The following is a 19,234-nucleotide window of genomic DNA, read 5'->3' as shown; positions in this document are numbered from 1 at the left end:
TGCCTTGCGCGGTCCCCGCCTACCGCCGTGCCCCTGCCTGTCGTCGACCACTCTGCAAAGGATACGGACGCGGCGCCGGGGGCTCCGTTGAGTGTGCAGTCACGGCTTTGCGTGTGAGGCCAGGGCGGGAAAACTGCCCAGATCCCGCCGCCACTACACACCGAAAGCCGTGAATTCACACGCTGCGGAGAGGGGGCCGCTTTGGCCGGGCGCCGGGGCCTCCGTTGAGTGTGCAGTGACGGCTTTGAATGTGTGTCCAGGGCGGGGAAACTGGCCAGATCCCGCCGCCACTACACACCGAAAACCGTCAGTACACACGGCGGCGGGGCGAGGCCGCCTACGCCGGCGGGCGGTCGTTCAGCAGCGGCGCCAGCACCGCCGGGCAATAGGTCGCGATCGCGACGATGGTGAACACGCCCGCCGCGTCGTGCGACATGCCGTGGCCGTCGGCCACGGTGGCGATCACCGAGTCGAACGACCCGCCGGGTTCCACCAGCATCGGGCACACCGACCGCCCGAGCGCCGTCGCGCTGTCGGGCTGCGACACCGGGACGCCAGCGTTCGCGAGGGCCCGCAGGAACGCGTTGCCCATCCAGTCGGCGTGCACGGGTGCGGCCAGTACGGCGGTTAGGCCGGCCAGGGCCGCGCTCAGCACCATCACCCGCAGCATCCCCGTCGCGCTAGTCACCGTGACCACCCTGGTCAGCCGAGGTCACGTCGGCGACACGACACGATAACGACTTAGGCGACGCGTTCGATGCCCGCGACGTTGCGCTTGCCGCGCCGCAGCACCAGCCACCGCCCGTGCAGGAAGTCCGACGGCTGCGGCGTCCACTCCTCGCTGTCGACGCGGACGTTGTTGACCGAGACGCCGCCCTCGCCGATCGTGCGCCGCGCGGCGCCCTTGCTGGCCGACAGGCCGCTGGCCACAAGCAGGTCGACGATCCCGTCGGGGCTGCCGGGCTTCAGCTCGGCGACCGACGTCTCGCGCAGCGCCGCCGCCAGGGTCGCCTCGTCCAACCGGTCGAGTTCGCCCTGCCCGAACAGCGCGCGGCTGGCGTGCTCGACCGCCTCGGCGGCCGCCTCGCCGTGCACCAGGACGGTCAGCTCGTGGGCCAGCCGCCGCTGGGCGGCGCGCTGCTGCGGACGCTCGACGGTGGCTCGCTCCAGCTCGGCCAGCTCGTCGGCGGACAGGAAGGTGAACCACCGCAGGTAGCGGATCACGTCGGCGTCGGCGGTGTTGATGAAGTACTGGTACCAGGCGTACGGGCTGGTCATCTCGGGGTCCAGCCACAGGCTGCCGCCGCCGGTGGACTTGCCGAACTTGGTGCCGTCGGCGGCGGTCACCAGCGGGACCGTCAGCGCGTGCACCGTCGCGCCGAGCTTCTGGCGGACCAGGCGCACCCCCGCGATGATGTTGCCCCACTGATCCGAGCCGCCGATCTGCAGCGAGCAGCCGAGGCGCTGGTGCAGCTCGACATAGTCGTTGGCCTGCAACAGCATGTAGCTGAACTCCGTGTAGGAGATCCCTTCTCCGTCCAGGCGCCGCCGGATGGTGTCGCGGTCGAGCATCACGTTCACCGAAAAGTGCTTGCCGATGTCGCGCAGGAACTCGATGGCCGACAGCGGGCCCGTCCAGTCCAGGTTGTTGACGACGACGGCGCCGGTGGGCGATTCGTCGAAGTCGACGAAGCGTTCCAGCTGCCCGCGGATGCGCTCGGTCCACGCGGCGACGGTGTCCGCCTCGTTGAGGCTGCGCTCGCCGACGTCGCGCGGGTCGCCGATCATGCCGGTGGCGCCGCCGGCGAGCACGATCGGCCGGTGCCCGGCGCGCTGGAACCGGCGCAGCGCCAGCAGCGGCACCAGGTGGCCGGCGTGCAGGCTCGCCGCCGTCGGGTCGAAACCGGCGTACACCGTCATCGGCCCGCGCTCGGCTTCGGCGGCCAGCGCGTCGAGGTCGGTGGACTGCGCGATCAGCCCGCGCCACCCCAGCTCATCAAGGATCCCGGAAGACATCGCGCACGACTTTAGTCGCTGTGACGGGCTCGATTCGCCCCTGCGTGGCGATATAAGGCAAGCTAACTACGTGGCGCATCGTCGCGCCCTCGTCTTTCCCCGTACGCGCACCAACAACGCGGAGCGTCATGGACAACCGATACTGGCCGTTGGTCGTCGCGATCATCATGCTCGCCCTCGGGCTGACGCTTACCGTCGATGACTTCAAGCGGGCGGCGGGCCTGCGCAAACCGCTCGCGGTGGCGCTCATCTGTCAGGCGCTGCTGCTGCCGACGCTGTGCCTGGTGATCGCCGAGGTCTTCCACCTCGAACCGCACCTTGCGGTCGGGCTCATGCTGATGTCGGCGACCCCCGGCGGGACGATGTCGAACATCCTGAGCCATTTGTTCAACGGCGACCTGGCACTAAATCTCACCCTGACCGCAATCAACGCGGTGCTGTCGATCGTTGCCCTGCCCACGATTCTGGCGGTGGCGATGACGTGGTTCCTCGGTGAAGGGCGGTTCCTGCCGCTGCAGCTGGACAAGTTCCTGGCGGTGATCGGCCTGGTGCTGGTTCCCATCGCGATCGGGGTCGCCATCCGGCATCGCTTCCCCGAGTTGGCCCGGCGAATGCAGAAGCCGGTCCGGATCGCGGCGCTCACGCTGCTGGTGCTGGCCATCGTTGCGGCCATCGCCGGAGGACGAACGACGCTCTGGCACAACATCGGCCTGCTGACCGGGGCCGTCGTGGTTTTCTGCGCGGTGAGCCTGACGGTCGGGTACCTGGCGCCACGCCTGATGCGCCTGGCCCCCCGGCAGGCGGTCGCGGTCAGCCTGGAGGTCGGGATGCACAACGCCGTCGTGGCGATGGGCATCGCGCTGAGCCCGCAGTTGCTGAACAGCGCCGTGATGGCCACGCCCGCCGCGGTCTACAGCGCCATCGCGCCGCTGCTGGCCGTGACGTTCGTCTTGCTCGCGCGCCGCCTGGACCCGGCGTTTCGCGTCGCCTCCCCCGCAGCTGCCTAGTCCGACGGTGGCGACCCGCCGCGCCCGGCTACGCCGCGCTTGCGATCGCCACTAGTCGCTCGTCCCCGGGGCCGGCGCCCGCGGGCTGCGCCGGTACGCCGACACCTCCGGGCGGCCGGCGAGCCACAGCCGCCAGGGTCGGTCGGCGGCCTTGCTGACGCCGACGCGGGGGCCCGCCGTCGCGGTCAGCGGGGCGTTCAGTTCCAGGATCACCGGGCCGTCGGGATCGAACAGGTCAATCCCGTTGTCGTCCATGGTGATTCCCAACGCCGAGCACAGATTGCCCGGGCCCCGCGCCAGCGCGGCGGTGCGGACCAGCTCGCCGCGACGGGCGCGCGCGACGTCGAAGCCGTCCTCGACGGCGGCGGCGCGCAGCAGGACGGCGGCCGCGGTCCCGTCGGGCCCGCACGAGACGTTGGCGCAGACGTGGATCCCGTGGCTGCGGTAGGTGTAGAGCCGCCCGGGCGGGCCGAACATCACGGCGTTGCGGCCGGATAGGCCGCGGTACGAGTGGGCCGCGGCGTCGGGCCAGGGACCGTCGGGAACCCCGCCGTAGGCCTCGACTTCGACGACGACCGCCCGCACGCCCCTGCCGGTGAGGGTGGCGCCGAGCAGCCGATGCGCCGCGGCGACCGGATCCACCACCAGCTCCCCTGCGACCACCCACCGAACCTACCGACACGGCCGGCATGGCAATATCCCGGCCGAATTGTGTCGAAGGAGCCCGACAATGCATGCGATCGACCCCGCCGCAACGGCGTGGCTGCTGGCCAGCACCGCATTGGTGCTGCTGATGACCCCCGGCCTGGCGATCTTCTACGGCGGCATGGTCCGCACCACCGGGGTGCTCAACATGATCATGATGAGCTTCATTTCCATCCCGCTGGTCACGGTGGCGTGGCTGCTGATCGGCTACACCATCGCGTTCTCCCAGGACGGCGCGTACGGGCTCGTCGGAAACCTCGGACATCTCGGGATGCTCGGCATCGGTCCCGAAACCGTCCACGGGGCGGTTCCCGAACTGCTGTACGCCACGTTCCAGTTGGCGTTCGCGATCATCACGGCCGCCCTGGTCAGCGGCGCGATCGCGGACCGGGCCAGGTTCGCGGCCTGGATGGCATTCGCCACCGTGTGGACGGTCGTCGTGTATTCGGTTGTCGCGCATTGGGTCTGGGGACCCGGCGGCTGGCTGGCGAAGCTGGGGGTGCTCGACTACGCGGGCGGCCTGGTCGTCGAGATCGTGTCCGGATCCTCCGCCCTGGCCCTGGCGCTGGTGCTGGGGCCCCGCATCGGCTTCAAGAAGGACGCCATGCGGCCCCACAACCTGCCGTTCGTCCTGCTCGGTGTCGGGCTGCTGTGGTTCGGCTGGTTCGGGTTCAACGCCGGATCCGCGTTGACCGCCAACGGAACCGCCGCGGCCATCTTCCTCAACACGCTCGTCGCGGGGTGCCTCGGCATGCTCGGCTGGCTGACGGTCGAACGGATCCGCGACGGTCGGCCCACCACGTTCGGGGCGGCGTCCGGTGTGGTCGCCGGCCTCGTCGCCATCACCCCGTCGTGCGGAACCGTCAACACGCTCGGCGCGGCGGCCGTCGGCCTCGCTGCCGGCGTCGTCTGCTCGTTCGCGGTGGCGGCGAAATTCCGCTTCAACTATGACGATTCGCTCGATGTGGTGGGTGTGCACTTCGTCGGCGGCGTCGTCGGCGTGTCGATGATCGGGCTGCTCGCGACGGCGGTCATGACGGCGGGCCCCCGCGGCCTCCTCTACGGGGGCGGCTTCGCCCAGCTGGGCAAGCAGGCGCTGGCGATCGCCGTCGTCGCGCTCTACGCGTTCACGGCGTCGTTCGTCCTCGGCAAGGTGATCGATCGGGTGATGGGCTTTCGGCTCAGCGCCGAAGACGAGACCACCGGTGTCGACCTCACTCAGCACGCCGAAACCGCTTACGCCGAAGGCGTACACGGGCATCAGCCGCTACGCCGCCCGGGCGAACGATGAGCCGGTGACTACTTCCGCAGCGTGAATTGGTTGAGGTCGGTGTAGCCCTTGCGGAAGAGGTTCGCGCAGCCGGTGAGGTACTTCATGTACATCTCGTAGACCTCTTCGGACTGAATCGCGATGGCCTCTTCTTTGTGCGCCTCCAGGCCCGCGGCCCAGACGTCCAAAGTCTTTGCGTAATGGCGCTGCAGGGATTGGCGACGCTTGAGCTTGAAGCCGGCTTTCGCCGAGAACTCCTTGACCATGTCGATGGTTGGCAGGAAGCCGCCCGGGAAGATCTCGGTCTTCATGAAGTCGCTGAATTCGACGATCGCCGGTGTGAGCGGCAAACCGGACTCGATGATTTCCTTCTCCGACAGGACGGTGATCGTGTGCAACAGCATCGTGCCGCCGCTCGGCAACAGCTCATAGGTTCGTTCGAAGAACGCGTCGTAGCGGTCGTAGCCGACGTGTTCGAACGGGCCGATCGCCACGATCCGGTCCACCGGCTCGTGAAACCGCTCCCAGCCCTCGAGCAGCACCCGCTTGGAACGCGGGCTGTCCGACGCGGCGAACAGCTGCTCGACGTGGGCGACCTGGTTCTTGGACAGCGTGATGCCGATGACGTTGACGTCGTATTTCTCGATGGCGCGCATCATGGCGGCGCCCCAGCCGCAGCCCAGGTCCAGCAGGGTCATGCCCGGCTGCAGGCCCAGCTTGCTCAGCGAGAGGTCGATCTTGGCGATCTGCGCCTGTTCCAGTGTCATGTCGTCGCCGCCGAGCCAGTAGGCGCACGTATACATCTGGGTGCGGTCGAGGAACAGGCGGAAGAAGTCGTCCGATAGGTCGTAGTGCGCCTGCACATCCTCGAAATGCGGCGTCAGCTCCTCAGCCATGACGTGTTGCCCTTCCCTGGACGCGTCGGGTGGTCCAGTCGATGTGCGGCTCGGCGTGGTGAGTTTATCGGCTGCCGCCGACCTACGCGCTGTGCCCGGCGTGGAACGTCTCGTCGAACAGGTCGAGCATGGCCCGCCACGATCGCTGCGCCGAGAGTTCGTCGAACCGCAGCCCGGGGACCTCGACGCGGTCGACCTCGGGATGGGTGAAACTGTGCTGCGCGCCGCCGTAGAGGTTCATGCGCCAGTCGACCCCCGCCGCGCGCATCTGCTCCTCGAACACCAGCCGCTCGCCGACGGGGATCAGCGGATCCTCGGTGCCGATGCAGACGAGCACCTTGGCGGTGATGTTGGCGGCGTCCATCGGCCGCGGGGTGGCCAACCGGGGGTGGAAGCCGACCACGACCGCCAGGTCGGTGCCGGCGCGGGCGAGTTCCAGGACAAGGTGTCCGCCAAAGCAATAGCCGATCGCGGCGACCTTCGACGGGTCGGTGGCGGGCTGGTCGAGCAGCACGTTCAGGCCCGCGCGGGCCAGGCCCCGGGTCCGCTCCGGGTCGCGCCAGAGCTCGTCGAGACGCGCCATCATCGCTTCCCGGTCGGTCATCGACACGCCGCCGCCCTGATAGTCGAGGGCGAACGCCACGTAACCCAGCTCGGCGAGTCGATCCGCCCGGTGGCGTTGGTGGTCATCCAGCCCCGGGCCTTCGTGCGCGATAAGGACCGCCGGATGCGTGCCGTCGCCGTCTGGCACGGCGAGCCGACCGATCATCGTTCTGCCGTCGGCCTCGTACTCGATGTCAGTCGCGCTCGTCATGCTCGACTGTGTATCACGAGGTGCGTTGCGAGACAACGATGTTCACCGCGAGCGAAGGCGCCGGGCGGCTAGCCGGCGGGCAGCTTGAGCACGAAGCCCTGAGCGTCGTCCTTTTCCCAGGGCAGGCCGCCGCCCGTGGCCCGGGAGCCCGTGTGATCGGTGACGTACACGTAGTTGCCGCCGGGGTCCACGGCCAGCCCCAGGGGGTCGATGAACCGGGGCGAACCGGGCAGCTCCGTCCAGGTGCTCGACCCCGGCGCCAACTTCATCACGCCCCCGGCGAGCCCGGTGAAGATGTACACGTTGCCGGCGTTGTCGATCGCCGCGTCCTGCTCGCCCGTGCTCAGCCCCTTGTAGGAGTTGTCGGGGGCCGGCGGCATCCGGGTCCAGGTGTCCGACCCGGGCGCCAGCTTCACCAGGTAGCGCTCGACGGAATGGCGTCCGACGCTGTGGGAGACGCTGATGTAGACGTTGCCGGACTTGTCCACGGCCACATCGCCATTGGGGCTGCCCCCTCGGCCCCTCGCCGGCAGCACGGTCGGCGTGCTCGACCCGGGCGCCAACTTCAGTACCTCACTGTCGCTGATGTTGACGACGTACACCGCGCCCGCGGCGTCGACCGCCAAACCGTGGGGATCACGCAGGCGCCGCAGCGGCAGCTCCGTTTGGGTGCTCGACCCTGCGGGCAGTTTCAACACACGGTTGTGGCAGCTGTCGCTGACGTACACGGTGCCGGCATTGTCCACCGCCACCCCACCGAGGGAAGCGTCGATGGTGTTGGCGCACAGATCGAGACCGGTGAAGGGCAGCACCGTCTGGGTACTCGACCCGGCCGCCAGCTTCAACACGCGGTTGGTGTGGGTGTCGCTGACGTAGACGTTGCCTGCGCCGTCGACGGCCACACCGTGCGGACTGCGCAGGCCGGTGAATGGCAACGCGTACTGCCGTTCCTGGTCCGCCTTGAGCTGATCTTCCTTGTTCTGATGGTTGTTCCAGATGCTGCTGGCGACGAACATCATCGTGGGGGCCACGACGAACATGACCGCGGCGATGATGACCCCGTAGATCCAGAGCTTGCGTCTGGGCCGGGCCAATGGCGCCCCGCCGGGGGCCGGCGCCGCCGTCGCGTCGGTTCTGGCCCTGTCCTCCAATTGCGAAGCCAGGCCGAATTTCTCGACGAGCGTCAGCCAATCCGCGTCCGAGACCACGAACTCCGCTTCGTCTGCCGCGGGCACCTGGCCGCGCCACGCGAACCGGTAGTCGTACTTTGTCCTGGTGCCACTCCAGCTGGCCTGTGGGGGGCCGGCGACATCGGGGCACACGATGGTCAGTGGTTGCGAGTTCGGAACGCGCACAATGAGGACGGCCGTCGTCAGGGTACCCACGTATGGCGCCGAGCGGGCGCTTGCGGCGGGCGTTGCGGTCACCTGCCCAAGCGAACTCGAAGCAATGCGCGCATTGCTGTTGACGTCGATCAGCGAAATCTCTTCGTCGCCAACGTCGATGGCCAAGGTCGGCTGCGGCGGGTTGGAATTCAGCCGCATCGCCGTGGCGGTGTTCTTGAACATCCCGAAAAAGGAGGACGAGAACATCCGCGCCGGATTTGGGGCGAGAAGGCAGCGAGTCGGTTGCCCCGGGACGGGCCCGAGTGCGTCAGGGCCACCGGGGCGGCCGATCACGGCGAGAAGCTCGTCGAACTCCGACGCCCACATCGTCGCGTCCACGCTGTCGACGGGCGCTGCGTCAAGCGGTGTTTCGTGGCCAAGGCGATGATCCTGCCCGCCGAGGACAAAGCGGTTGCGGCCGCTACGCAGGTGCAGCGCCGTGCCTTTCGTGGTGCCGCCGTAGCCCGCGAGGGTCCACTTGCCCAGCTGCGCGTCGCCGAAGGCAAAGACCTCGCCCGGCCGCGAACTGACGGTCAGGCCGCCGTTCCCGACGTCGACGAGCACCGTCTTCTTGCGATTCATCCGCCGCTGGAACAGGCCGAAAGCCGGCATGGCGAGCAGCAGGAACGCGATGAACACCAGGAAGCCGCCGACCTTTATCACGTTTTCCGCACCCCCGAGGGCGCCAACCAGAAAGAGCGTCATATTGATCAGGCCGAGCGACGCCATTCCCCCGAACATGATCAGGTAGGTGTACTTCATCATCTGCTTGGTGCTGGGCGGCGCGGCGGATGCGACGAAACGGCGGGACGGAACCGCGTCGTGCGGGGTCGCCGGCGGCGGTTCGGCGCCGCGCGTGTGCTCGGCAAGCCGGTGCTCCAGATCGGCGATGCGCTTTTCGGGATCGCCGTGATCCGTCAGCAACTTGTCCATGGCGTTCCTCTCCCCTCCTTTCCGATGGCTTCGCGGCGGGACGTTAGCGCCGGCCATTTGCGAAATTCTTGTGCGTCCCGCCAGCTACCGATCCCAGCTTCAAAACGCCTCAGCAGATCGTCTCACCGAGGGGGCGCGAAGTTAAGCGCCCAGATTGGGCGGTGCGGCGGAGAGGCCCTTGACATCGCCCGCGCAGGAGCGGAGTATTCATCACATGATGAGTTCATCGAGTGATGAATTATTGGCGCAGGGGCACGCCTCCGCGGTCAGCATCGAGCATTTGCGCGTCGTCCGCGGTAAACGCCCTGCGCTGCATGACTTTTCGGTGCAGATCGCCAAGGGCACAATCACCGGGCTGCTGGGCCCGTCGGGCTGCGGCAAGACCACGCTGATGCGGTGCATCGTCGGCACCCAGATCCTGAAGTCGGGCACCGTCACGGTGCTGGGCCGGCCGGCCGGGAGCCCGGCCCTGCGGCGCCGCGTCGGATACATGCCGCAGGACCCGACGATCTACAACGACCTGCGGATCGTGGACAACGTCCGCTACTTCGCCTCGCTGTACGGCTTCGACAACCGCGCCGCCGACGCGGCCATCGAGCGGGTCGGATTGTCCGACCATCGAACCGCCTTCTGCGGCAACCTGTCCGGCGGTCAGCGCACCCGGGCGTCGCTGGCGTGCGCGCTGGTCTGCCGGCCCGAGCTGCTCGTGCTCGACGAGCCGACCGTGGGCCTGGACCCCGTGCTGCGGGTCGACCTGTGGGAGCAGTTCACCGAACTCGCCCGCGGCGGCACCACCCTGCTGGTTTCCAGCCACGTGATGGACGAGGCCGACCACTGCGGCGATCTGTTGCTGATGCGCGAGGGTCACCTCGTCGCCCACACCACCCCGACCCGACTACGAGAGGACACCGGATGTCCGTCACTGGAGGACGCGTTTCTGTCCATCATCAAGCGCAGCACGAAGCTCCAGGCCGGCTAGGGCTGAAGGGCTATTTGGCCACCACGACGCGCATCCTGCGTCAGCTGGCTGCCGATCACCGCAGCGTCGCGCTGATCCTGCTGGTGCCGATCCTGGTGATCACGTTGATGTACTTCATGTTCGAGAACGCACCGCACCGCCCCGGCACGCCGACCCCGTTCAACAACGCCTGCCTGATCCTGCTGGGGCTGTTCCCGCTGTTCGTGATGTTCATCATCACGTCGATCACCATGCAGCGCGAACGGGCCTCCGGGACGCTCGAGCGCATCCTGACCACGCCGCTACGCCGGCTGGATCTGCTCATCGCCTACGGCACCGCGTTCTCCATAGCCGCTGCGGCGCAAGCGATCCTGGCCTGCATCGTGTCGTTCTGGTTGCTGGGGTTCGACACCGCCGGCAGCCCCGTGTGGGTGTTCGTGATCGCCATCGTCAACGCCGTGCTGGGCGTCGGGCTGGGCCTGCTGTGTAGCGCCTTCGCGCGCACCGAGTTTCAGGCCGTGCAGTTCATCCCGCTGGTGATGGTCCCCCAGCTGCTGCTGGCCGGCATCATCGTGCCCCGGGCATTGATGGCGCACTGGCTGCAGTGGATCAGCAATGTCCTGCCGGCGAGCTACGCGCTGGAGGCCCTGCAGCAGGTGGGCGCGCATAGCGAGCTCACCTACATCGCGGTGCGCGACATCGTCGTCGTGATGGGGTTCGCGCTGGCGGCGCTGTGCCTGGCTGCGGCGACCCTGCGCCGGCGGACGCCCTAGCGTGACAACGACCAACACCGGGCGTCGGCGCCCGGGGCGGCCGGCGGGCAACTCGGACACCCGGGAGCGTATCCTGGCGAGCGCCCGGGAGCTGTTCGCGCGCAACGGGATCCGCAACACGTCCATCCGGGCGGTGGCGGCGTCGGCCGGCGTCGATTCGGCGCTGGTGCATCACTACTTCGGCACCAAGGAGAAACTGTTCGCCGCCGCCGTGCACATCCCGGTCGACCCGATGGAGATCATCGGCCACTTGCGCGACGTGCCCATCGAGCAGCTCGGCCACACGCTGCCGTCAATGTTGTTGCCGCTGTGGGACTCCGAGATCGGGACGGCATTCGTCGCCGCGCTGCGCTCGATCCTGGCCGGCTCCGAGGTCAACCTGTTTCGGTCGTTCATCCAGGACGTGATCGCGGCCGAGGTGGGTCCGCGCGTCGATGACCCCCCGGGCAGCGGCGTCGTCCGCGTCCAGTTCGTCGCGTCGCAGTTGGTGGGCGTCGTGATGGCGCGCTACATCCTGGAATTGGAGCCGTTCGCGTCGCTGCCCGCCGACGTGATCGCGCGGACCGTCGCGCCGAACCTGCAGCGCTACCTCACCGGGGAGCTGCCGGACGGGCTTGTGCCATGAGCCGCTCGTGCTCGTCGTCGTCGACGTGGCGCGCCTCGTCGATCAGCAGCACCGGGATGCCGTCCTCGATGCGGTAGGCGCGCCGCAGCCGCGGGTTGTAGAGCAGCTCATCACCGATGAGCAGCAACGGGCCCCGGTCGGCCGGGCAGACCAGGATGCTGAGCAGCGCATCGTCGAGCATCACTGCGCACCGCTCAGTTGGGATCGCGCGGCCGGAGTCAGCTTGCGGAACTGCTCGCTGGTCGCGTCGTAGTACCACGCCTGGCGCCCAGCCTTCGGGATCCCGGCCGCGCGCAGCGCGCTGACGGTGGGACGGTAGGTGGCGCTGAGCGTCAGCTCCGGGCACACCTGCACGATGTCCGGGCCGACCCCGATGGGCACCTTGGCGGTGTTGGTTAAAGCCTCGGTCAGGTCCGCCGCGGTGATGCTGGCCCCGGGCAGCAGCGTCACCGCCGCGATCGCCAACTGGCGGTCGCCCACCGGCACGCTGTAGGTCACCGCGAGGTCGACGCCGTTGATGCAGCTCAGCGCGTCGGTGACCGGTTCGGCGAACACCAGCCCGCGCGCGGTGTGCACGACCGAGCCGCGCCGGCCCGCCAGCCAGTAGTCGCCGTCCCCGTCGCGATAGAACAGGTACTCGGTGGAGATCCAGGTGTCGGCGGGGGCGAAGACGCCCCGCTTGACCGACGCGCTGGGATCGATCGGCCCGCGGGACTGGGCGAGCAGCACCCCCACCTGCACGGGCTCGGCGCGCTGCACGAAGCCGCGGTCGTCCTCCAGGATCAGGTCGTGCTCCGCGTCGTAGGCCGCGAGCTCGACGCGCCCCACGCCGGGCAGCGGGCGGCCCTTGCTGCCGATCTTGGCGCCGGACACGTTGGCCAGGACGGCCTGCCCGTCGGTGGTGGCGAAGAACTCGACGACGTTGGCGGGCGCGAACGCGTCGAGCACCCGCTGCCACAATCCGGTCGGCATGCCCGAGCCGATGAACAGCCGCACCGGATGGTTGCCGTGCAGCACGAAGGCGGGATCGTCGACGACCTCGCGCAGCATCGCCCAGGTATAGGACACCACCGTGACGCCGTACTGCCGGATCTCCTGGACGAACCGCTTCGGGTCCAGGCCCCGCGACAGCGCGATGCGGGTGCCGCCGACGACCGCGCCGCCCAGGCTGACCAGCAGCGCGGACTCGTGGTGCAGCGGCGTGAGGCAGTACACGGTGTCGCGGCGGTCCAGCGCGGCCGTCGAGGCCGTCCCGAAGGCCGACACCGCCCACCGGTAGTTGGTGATCTGCTTGGCCACCAGCTCGCCGCCGGCCGCGGTGAACGCGATGAACGCCAGGTCGCGCGCCAACCCGGGGTTGGGCCGGTACCACGCCGGCAGCGCGACCGCGTCCGGGTCGATCTGCTCCATGTCAATGACGTCGCTGTCGTGGGGCAAATGCAGGTCGCGGGACTCGCCGCCGCCGAGCACCAGGATCTGGCCCGGCAGGTCGCGCGCCGCGTCGAGGTTGGTCGGGTCGGTGAGGATCTCGCTGACTCCCCCGAGCCGCACCGACGCGGCCAGGTCGCCGTCGGGCCGCATCACCACGGCGACGGCGCCCAGCCGCGACAGCGCGGCGATGGCAACCAGGGCGCTGGGGCGGGTCTCCATCAGCACGCCGACCCGGTCACCCTGGCGCACCCCCACCTCGATCAGGCCGCGGACGACGTTGTTGACGCGCCGGTTGACCGCCTCGTAGGTGTGCACGCGCCCGTCGAACAGTAGGAACTCGCCCTGCGGGGCGTTGCGCGCCTGCTCCTCGATGATGCGGCCCAGCGAGATCCGGGTGTGGTCGTTGATCTGCCCGAGGCGCACCAGCCGGGGCAGCGTGCGGATGGTCTCGACGGCCAGGGTGCGCATCGACTTGTTGGCCGCGACGACGGTGCTGGCCGCGCCGCGCACGGCCCCGATCGCCGCCTCGGAGACCTCACCGATGCCGTGCGTGATCCTCGAACTCATCGCGACACCGCTGTCGGTGTGCTCGGTCGGCTGATCGGCCATCAGGTCGATGCCGCTCGGCTTGTCCCCGCCCGTCGACAGCCAGCGCACCCATTCGGCGACGGTGGGCCAGCTCTCCCGCGCCGCCCGGGATCCGACCACGAGACCGAAATGCCCTGTGCGGATGAGGCGTTCGTAGACCTCGGCGTTCGGCGCCGCCCGCCGGATGCCGCGCACCGAGGCCGGCTGGCCGATGTCGTCGACCTCCCCGACGAAGGCCAGCACCGGGCAGGTGATGTCGGTGAGCGTGACCATCTGGCCGTTGATCGCGAAACCACCGGTCATCATGCGGTTGTGCGCGATGAACTGCTTGAGCAGCTCGGAGATCGCGGGCCCCGACCACGCGATCCAGCCCTCGCGCTCGAGGAACCGGCGCTGTTGCTCGCGCGGCAGCAGTGCCTCGCGGTCGTGCAGCTGGCGCACGAAGTCCACCCGGGCCTTGGCCGTCTTGAGCGGGTCCATCATCTGAAAGCCGGCGCGCGCCATCCAACTTGGGATCGCCATCCGGCTGAAGACGTGGTCGGCCATGAAGTTCGCGGCCGGCGCGGCGAAGTTTGCCGGGATGCCCATGGGGAGGGCGGCCAGGGTGTCCACAGGTGACCCGAAGGCGACGATGCTGGCGATGTTCTTCGAACGCCGGTACGCCGCGGCCTGATAGCACCACATCCCGCCCTGCGAATAGCCCACCAGATGCACGTCGCTGCCCGTGACGTCCTTGACCGTGTCGACGGCCTGGCTGAGCGCGACGATGTGGTCGGCCAGGTTGCGGCGCATGCCGCCCTCGACCTTGTCCGGCGAACCGAAGTCGATGACCCAGGGGTCCAGGCCGCCCTCGTGCAGGATGCCCACTGCGCCGTCTTCCCTCGTGACGTCCCACATGTCCGCGGACATCATCATCGGGTGGACCATCAGGACCGGCGGGCCCACCGGCGGCTGCCCGGGCCGGCTGTCCGGCGGGAAGTACCGGCGCAGCTTGTACATCGGGACGCTCTCGACGATCTGGGATGGCGACGGCACCGTGCCGGTTTCCAAGCCCCCCAGCCGCAAGACCTCTAACCCGTTCTGGGCCGTGGCGACCAGCCGTTCGACCGGACGCGTGACCATCGAAAAATTGAGATCCACCGCTGCTCCCTGACTCTTGACAGCTCCGCCATCATGGCACACCAGCGCCCTGGCGGATTTGCTCAGGCCGTTTGCCGCCGAGGTGCCTCAGTCGTCGGCGTCGGTCGCCCTGCCGCCGTCGGCCATTCGTCGCAGCCGCTTCGCCATCCGGCGATCCTCCCGCGCGAAGTCGCGATGGCGCGCCGCGTGTTTTCGGTATTCGTCCTTCGAGAAAACGCTGTGTTCGGCCGCTTCCTCGTACGCCTTCGCGGTCCGCTCATGGCTGTCCGCGGACTTGTCCAAGCTGTGCGCCGCGGATCGCTGGGCCGACCTCGCGTCCCGACGCGCCCGTTCGACCCGTTGCCCGCTCCGAAACGCTTCTTCGGCGCCCCACAACCGGGGGTAAGGCCCGCTCCGGAGCCCGTTATCTGCGCTGCCCGTCATCATCCAGCCCTTCCTCGTCCGCAGGATTGACGGGCTTCGCCGGATCGAAACGACCGACGACCGTGCGCGCCCAGCCTCGCGGGCTGCCCTGCCGACGAATTGCCTTGCGCCCCAACGCCAATGCACCTAACCGGCCCCACCAAAAAGTGATGGTTAACCCACGCCGAAACCGGGTACCTCTCCGAGGCGCAATGGTCGCGACGCATGCGCGCGTGTCGTCGGGGCCGCCTCGGTTGAAACACGCAGCTGGGCGCTTACCAGTCATCTGGGCAGCCACCTCGACCCGCCGTTCGGTCGGCGGTGGCCGCCGGACCGCGTTTCGTTGTGGAGGTGGCCCGATGGGCATGACGGCAGGGGCTCGTGGCTGACGAGACCTTCGACGTCGAGGCGGCTTTCCCGCCCCGGGTGCTGCGCGAGTACGCGATGCTCGCCGACGGCGAGCGAGGCGCGCTGATCGGACCGCAGGGCGACGTGGCGTGGATGTGCGCACCGCGATGGGATTCCGGCGCCGTCTTCTCCGAGCTGATCGGCGGTGACGGGGTTTACGCGATCACCCCGACCGACGCACGGAGCGTGTGGGGTGGCTACTACGAGCCGGGCACGTTGATCTGGCGCAGCCGCTGGATCACCCGCGACGGGATCGTGGAATGCCGCGAGGCGCTGGCGTTTCCCGGCGACCCCGACCGGGTGGTGCTGCTGCGACGCCTGACCGGTTGCCGCGGCACGGCGCGGCTGCGTGTGCTGCTGCGACCCAGCGCCGGGTTCGGCCGCCACGGTCCCGGGCGGCCGAACCTCGACGGCGGGGTGTGGACCGGCCGGTCGGGGCGGTTGCGGTGGCGCTGGTCGGGCGGCGGCGACGCCCGCACCGCGCATTCGGCGCACGGCCGAGACGAACTCCTGGCCACCGAGATCACCCTCGACGAGGGCCGGCGCCACGACTTCGTGCTGGAGCTCTCCGAGCGCGCCCTGCCCGACCGGCCACCGGCCCCCGACTTCGCCTGGGACGCCACCGCAGCCGCGTGGCAGCGCAGCGTGCCCGAGCTGAACTGCACCATCGCCCCCCGCGACGGGCGGCACGCCTACGCGGTGCTGCGCGGCCTGACGAGCAGCGCCGGCGGCATGGTCGCGGCGGCCACGATGAGCCTGCCCGAACGCGCGCACACCAATCAGAACTACGACTACCGCTACGCCTGGATCCGCGACCAGGTGTACGCCGGGCTCGCCGCCGCGGCGGTAGGGACGACCGAGCTGCTCGACCGGGCGGTCGAGTTCGTCGGCGCCCGGCTGCTCGAGGACGGCCCGCACCTCAAACCCGCCTACACCGTCGCCGGCGGCAGCGTGCCCAGCGAGGAAACCCTCGACCTGCCGGGCTACCCGGGGGGCGCCGACAAGGTCGGCAACCGGGTCAACCAGCAATTCCAGCTCGACGTCTTCGGCGAGGCGCTGCAGCTGCTGGCCAGGGCCGGCCACGCCGACCGGCTCGACGCCGAGGGGTGGCGCGCCGCGCAGGCCGCCATCGGCGCGATCGAAAAGCGTTGGCGCGACCCGGATGCCGGGATCTGGGAGATCGACGAGCAGTACTGGACGCAGTCGCGCCTGGCGTGCGTGGGCGGCCTGCGCGCCATCGCCGCGGTGGCCGGCGGCGGTCCCGAGGTGGCAGCCAGCGCGTCGCTGGCCGACGCGATCCTCGCCGACACCGCGGCCACCAGCCTCAACCCGCACGGCTATTGGCAACGCAGCCCGCGGCTCGCCGGGGTCGACGCGTCGCTGCTGCTGCCGCCGGTGCGCGGCGCCTTGCCCGCCGGCGACCCGCGCACCCGGGCCACGCTGGACGCCGTCCGCCGCGAGCTCACCGAGGACGGGTTCGTGTACCGCTTCCGGCACGACGAGCGCGAACTCGGCGACGCGGAGGGCGCGTTCCTGCTGTGCGGATTCATGATGGCGCTGGCCGAACACCAACTGGGCCATGCACACTGCGCGGTGCGCTGGTTCGAGCGAAACCGCACCGCATGCGGCCCCCCGGGTCTGCTGTGCGAGGAATACGACGTCAGGCAGCGCCAGCTGCGCGGCAACCTGCCCCAGGCGTTCGCGCACGCGTTGCTGCTCGAATGCGCGGCCACCCTGACGGCGGACGCCGTCCCCCACGACTGATCGAACCGAAAGGAGATCGCGCGATGACACAGACCGTCGTAATCACCGGGGCCAGCGCGGGTATCGGCCGCGCCACCGCGCAACTGTTCGGGCGGCGCGGCGCCAATGTCGCCCTGCTGGCCCGCGGCGCCGCCGGTCTGCAGGGCGCGGCGCGCGACGTCGAAGCCGGCGGCGGCAAGGCGCTGGCGATCCCGACGGATGTGGCCGACTATTCGGCCGTCGCGGCCGCCGCCGACGAGGCCGAGTTGACGTTCGGCCCCATCGACACCTGGATCAACGTCGCGTTCACGTCGGTGTTCGCGCCGCTCCACGAGATCACCCCCGACGAGTTCAAACGCGTGACCGAGGTGACCTACCTCGGCTACGTGTACGGCACCATGGCGGCGCTGGCGAAGATGCGGCCGCGCGATCGCGGCACCGTCGTGCAGGTCGGCTCCGCGCTCGGCCAGCGCTCGATCCCGCTGCAGTCGGCCTACTGCGGCGCCAAGCACGCGGTCAACGGGTTCACCGAATCGGTGCGCTGCGAGCTGCTGCACGAGGGCTCCAACGTGAAGATCACCCTGGTGCAAATGCCGGCGATCAACACCCCGCAGTTCTCCTGGGTGCTTTCGCGCCTGCCGCGGCATCCGCAGCCGGTGCCACCGATCTACCAACCGGAAGTCGCCGCACGGGCCGTCGCCTATGCCGCCGATCATCCGGAGCGCAAACAGTTTTGGGTCGGCGACAGCACGGCCGTCACGCTCATCGGGCAAAAGTTCGTCGCCCCGCTGCTGGATCGCTACCTCGGCCGCACCGGGTACGACTCGCAACAGACCGAGGAACGCACGAATGGGCAACGGCCACACAACCTTTGGCAGCCCGTCGACGAGGAGCCGGGCAGCGACCACGGCGCGCACGGCGAGTTCGACGACCGGGCGCACACCCACAGCCCGGAAGCCTGGTTCTCCCGCCACCCCGTCGCCGGCGGCACCGGCGCGCTGGGACTCGGGCTAGGTGCGCTGCTGGCGCTGCGGCGGGCGCGATGACGGCGTGGGCGCGAACCGTTTACGGCCTGGTGCTGCTCGCCGCGCCGAGTTCGCTGCTGCGGCTCGCCTCCGGTAAGCCGGCGACCAGCCGGGAGCGGGCGGTGACCCGCATCTTGGGGATGCGGCTGCTGACGCAGGCCGCCCTGACCGACATACGGCCCGACGCGGTGAGCGTCGCGCTGGGCGCCGAAGTCGACCTGGTGCACGCGATCACCATGCTCGGCTGGGCTGCCGTGGACCGCGGCGCCCGGCGGTTGACGCTGCTGAGCGCCGCGGTCGCGAGCATGTTCGCCGTCGCCGGTGCCGCGCAGGCCCGGCGGGCACCCGCGGTCGCGGACGCGCCGACCGGCGACGCACTGGCCACCCTCGTACGGCTGCGCCACCGGATCGCCGAAACGGTTGCGGGGTACACCCTGCCGGGCGACGTTCGAGCCGCCCTCAAGACCTAGGAGGACCGCATGCTGGACGCGTGCATCGACGAGGTCACCGCGCAGGCCTACGAAATCCCCACCGACGCGCCGGAAGCCGACGGCACCTTCGCCTGGTCGTCGACGACGCTGATCCTGGCCGAGGTGGTGGGCGGCGGCCGGCGCGGGCTCGGCTACACCTACGCCGCCGGCGCCTGCCGCGAGCTGATCACCGGGCCGCTCGCCAGCGCCGTCAAGGGCCACAGCGCCCTCGACATCCCCGGCGCCTGGGAGTCGATGGTCAGCGCGGTCCGCAACAGCGGGCGCCCGGGCCTGGTGTCCTGCGCGATCTCGGCGGTCGACACCGCGCTGTGGGACCTCAAGGGCAAGCTGCTCGACGTCCCGGTGTGCCGGCTGCTCGGCGTGGCGCATCCCGAGGTGCCGATCTACGGTAGCGGCGGCTTCACCACCTACGACGACACGGCCACCCGCGCCCAGCTCGAACGCTGGGTCGACAACTGGAAAATCCCCCGGGTGAAGATCAAGATCGGCGAGTCGTCGGGTTCGGACGAGCGCCGGGACTTGCAGCGAATCGCGTTCGCGCGCAAGGTGATCGGGCCCGACACCGAACTGTACGTCGACGCCAACGGCGGCTACCGGCGCAAGCAGGCCATCCGGGTCGCGCAC

The 19,234-nt window shown here is 69.6% G+C and carries 18 protein-coding genes; 9 read left to right on the top strand and 9 right to left on the bottom strand.

What is annotated here, in order from left to right:
- Positions 1 to 337: 337 nt before the first annotated feature.
- Positions 338 to 697 carry a DUF732 domain-containing protein gene (locus A9X00_RS10070; protein WP_369830735.1) on the bottom strand — a complete coding sequence of 120 codons (360 nt, stop codon included), beginning with the start codon at positions 695 to 697 and terminating at the stop codon, positions 338 to 340.
- Between the two features lie 44 nt (positions 698 to 741).
- Positions 742 to 2,016: a tyrosine--tRNA ligase gene (tyrS, locus tag A9X00_RS10065; protein WP_067152485.1), complete on the bottom strand. Its 1,275-nt coding sequence runs from the start codon at positions 2,014 to 2,016 to the stop codon at positions 742 to 744.
- Between the two features lie 77 nt (positions 2,017 to 2,093).
- On the opposite strand from tyrS, the gene A9X00_RS10060 reads away from it, so the two are divergent.
- Positions 2,094 to 3,023 (top strand): bile acid:sodium symporter family protein, encoded by a 930-nt coding sequence (locus A9X00_RS10060; RefSeq protein WP_082974972.1) that lies wholly within the window; start codon positions 2,094 to 2,096, stop codon positions 3,021 to 3,023.
- Between the two features lie 51 nt (positions 3,024 to 3,074).
- Here the strand turns inward: A9X00_RS10060 and A9X00_RS10055 are convergent, their stop codons facing one another.
- Positions 3,075 to 3,686: a DNA-3-methyladenine glycosylase gene (locus A9X00_RS10055; RefSeq protein ID WP_067152481.1), complete on the bottom strand. Its 612-nt coding sequence runs from the start codon at positions 3,684 to 3,686 to the stop codon at positions 3,075 to 3,077.
- 67 nt (positions 3,687 to 3,753) lie between these two features.
- On the opposite strand from A9X00_RS10055, the gene A9X00_RS10050 reads away from it, so the two are divergent.
- On the top strand, positions 3,754 to 5,019 hold the full coding sequence (locus A9X00_RS10050) for an ammonium transporter (RefSeq protein ID WP_067152479.1): 1,266 nt from the start codon (positions 3,754 to 3,756) through the stop codon (positions 5,017 to 5,019).
- An 8-nt stretch (positions 5,020 to 5,027) separates the two neighbouring features.
- Here A9X00_RS10050 and A9X00_RS10045 read toward each other — a convergent pair whose 3' ends face one another.
- From A9X00_RS10045 to A9X00_RS10035, 3 genes are all read right to left on the bottom strand, one after another.
- On the bottom strand, positions 5,028 to 5,894 hold the full coding sequence (locus tag A9X00_RS10045) for a cyclopropane mycolic acid synthase family methyltransferase (protein WP_067152477.1): 867 nt from the start codon (positions 5,892 to 5,894) through the stop codon (positions 5,028 to 5,030).
- A gap of 82 nt (positions 5,895 to 5,976) precedes the next feature.
- Complete coding sequence (locus A9X00_RS10040) at positions 5,977 to 6,708, bottom strand: dienelactone hydrolase family protein (protein WP_067152475.1); 732 nt, start codon at positions 6,706 to 6,708, stop codon at positions 5,977 to 5,979.
- Between the two features lie 68 nt (positions 6,709 to 6,776).
- Positions 6,777 to 9,026, bottom strand: a complete 2,250-nt coding sequence (locus A9X00_RS10035; protein ID WP_067152473.1) for a hypothetical protein — start codon at positions 9,024 to 9,026, stop codon at positions 6,777 to 6,779.
- 214 nt (positions 9,027 to 9,240) lie between these two features.
- Between A9X00_RS10035 and A9X00_RS10030 the strand changes: the two genes are divergently transcribed.
- From A9X00_RS10030 to A9X00_RS10020, 3 genes are read left to right on the top strand one after another with little or no spacing between them, the layout of a single operon-like run.
- Positions 9,241 to 10,005, top strand: a complete 765-nt coding sequence (locus A9X00_RS10030) for an ABC transporter ATP-binding protein (RefSeq protein ID WP_067152471.1) — start codon at positions 9,241 to 9,243, stop codon at positions 10,003 to 10,005.
- A gap of 2 nt (positions 10,006 to 10,007) precedes the next feature.
- Positions 10,008 to 10,757: an ABC transporter permease gene (locus A9X00_RS10025; protein ID WP_232006744.1), complete on the top strand. Its 750-nt coding sequence runs from the start codon at positions 10,008 to 10,010 to the stop codon at positions 10,755 to 10,757.
- Between the two features lies 1 nt (position 10,758).
- Positions 10,759 to 11,382: a TetR family transcriptional regulator gene (locus A9X00_RS10020; RefSeq protein ID WP_067152469.1), complete on the top strand. Its 624-nt coding sequence runs from the start codon at positions 10,759 to 10,761 to the stop codon at positions 11,380 to 11,382.
- On the opposite strand, the gene A9X00_RS10015 is transcribed toward A9X00_RS10020, so the two are convergent.
- The 3 genes from A9X00_RS10015 to A9X00_RS29750 form a co-directional block, all read right to left on the bottom strand.
- Positions 11,348 to 11,563, bottom strand: coding sequence for a Trm112 family protein (locus A9X00_RS10015; RefSeq protein WP_067152467.1), 216 nt, complete (start codon positions 11,561 to 11,563; stop codon positions 11,348 to 11,350). The two genes, A9X00_RS10020 and A9X00_RS10015, sit on opposite strands and share 35 nt — an antisense overlap.
- Entirely contained in the window at positions 11,563 to 14,541 is a 2,979-nt protein-coding gene (locus tag A9X00_RS10010) for an acyl-CoA synthetase (protein WP_067152465.1), read from the bottom strand. The genes A9X00_RS10015 and A9X00_RS10010 overlap by 1 nt, the downstream gene beginning before the upstream one ends.
- A gap of 87 nt (positions 14,542 to 14,628) precedes the next feature.
- Positions 14,629 to 14,823 carry a hypothetical protein gene (locus A9X00_RS29750; protein ID WP_082974968.1) on the bottom strand — a complete coding sequence of 65 codons (195 nt, stop codon included), beginning with the start codon at positions 14,821 to 14,823 and terminating at the stop codon, positions 14,629 to 14,631.
- Between the two features lie 564 nt (positions 14,824 to 15,387).
- Between A9X00_RS29750 and A9X00_RS10000 the strand changes: the two genes are divergently transcribed.
- From A9X00_RS10000 to A9X00_RS09985, 4 genes are all read left to right on the top strand, one after another.
- Positions 15,388 to 17,115: a glycoside hydrolase family 15 protein gene (locus A9X00_RS10000; protein ID WP_156772022.1), complete on the top strand. Its 1,728-nt coding sequence runs from the start codon at positions 15,388 to 15,390 to the stop codon at positions 17,113 to 17,115.
- A gap of 23 nt (positions 17,116 to 17,138) precedes the next feature.
- On the top strand, positions 17,139 to 18,140 hold the full coding sequence (locus A9X00_RS09995; protein ID WP_067152461.1) for an SDR family oxidoreductase: 1,002 nt from the start codon (positions 17,139 to 17,141) through the stop codon (positions 18,138 to 18,140).
- Complete coding sequence (locus tag A9X00_RS09990) at positions 18,137 to 18,589, top strand: hypothetical protein (protein ID WP_067152459.1); 453 nt, start codon at positions 18,137 to 18,139, stop codon at positions 18,587 to 18,589. Before A9X00_RS09995 ends, A9X00_RS09990 begins: the two co-directional genes overlap by 4 nt.
- 9 nt (positions 18,590 to 18,598) lie before the next feature.
- A partial coding sequence (locus tag A9X00_RS09985) for an enolase C-terminal domain-like protein (protein ID WP_304441546.1) occupies positions 18,599 to 19,234 on the top strand: 636 nt, incomplete at its 3' end.

This window comes from Mycobacterium sp. 1245805.9 (assembly GCF_001672915.1).
Taxonomy (GTDB): domain Bacteria; phylum Actinomycetota; class Actinomycetes; order Mycobacteriales; family Mycobacteriaceae; genus Mycobacterium.
This window is presented reverse-complemented; position numbering and strand designations above follow the sequence as displayed.

Bases quoted from the DNA above. Each gene is read 5' to 3' on its own strand.
- A9X00_RS10050 (WP_067152479.1), top strand. From the start codon at position 3,754: ATGCATGCGATCGACCCCGCCGCAACGGCGTGGCTGCTGGCCAGCACC.
- A9X00_RS10040 (WP_067152475.1), bottom strand. From the start codon at position 6,708: ATGACGAGCGCGACTGACATCGAGTACGAGGCCGACGGCAGAACGATG.
- A9X00_RS10035 (WP_067152473.1), bottom strand. From the start codon at position 9,026: ATGGACAAGTTGCTGACGGATCACGGCGATCCCGAAAAGCGCATCGCC.
- A9X00_RS09990 (WP_067152459.1), top strand. From the start codon at position 18,137: ATGACGGCGTGGGCGCGAACCGTTTACGGCCTGGTGCTGCTCGCCGCG.
- A9X00_RS10045 (WP_067152477.1), bottom strand. From the start codon at position 5,894: ATGGCTGAGGAGCTGACGCCGCATTTCGAGGATGTGCAGGCGCACTAC.
- A9X00_RS09995 (WP_067152461.1), top strand. From the start codon at position 17,139: ATGACACAGACCGTCGTAATCACCGGGGCCAGCGCGGGTATCGGCCGC.
- tyrS (WP_067152485.1), bottom strand. From the start codon at position 2,016: ATGTCTTCCGGGATCCTTGATGAGCTGGGGTGGCGCGGGCTGATCGCG.
- A9X00_RS10000 (WP_156772022.1), top strand. From the start codon at position 15,388: ATGCTCGCCGACGGCGAGCGAGGCGCGCTGATCGGACCGCAGGGCGAC.
- A9X00_RS10030 (WP_067152471.1), top strand. From the start codon at position 9,241: ATGATGAGTTCATCGAGTGATGAATTATTGGCGCAGGGGCACGCCTCC.
- A9X00_RS10015 (WP_067152467.1), bottom strand. From the start codon at position 11,563: ATGCTCGACGATGCGCTGCTCAGCATCCTGGTCTGCCCGGCCGACCGG.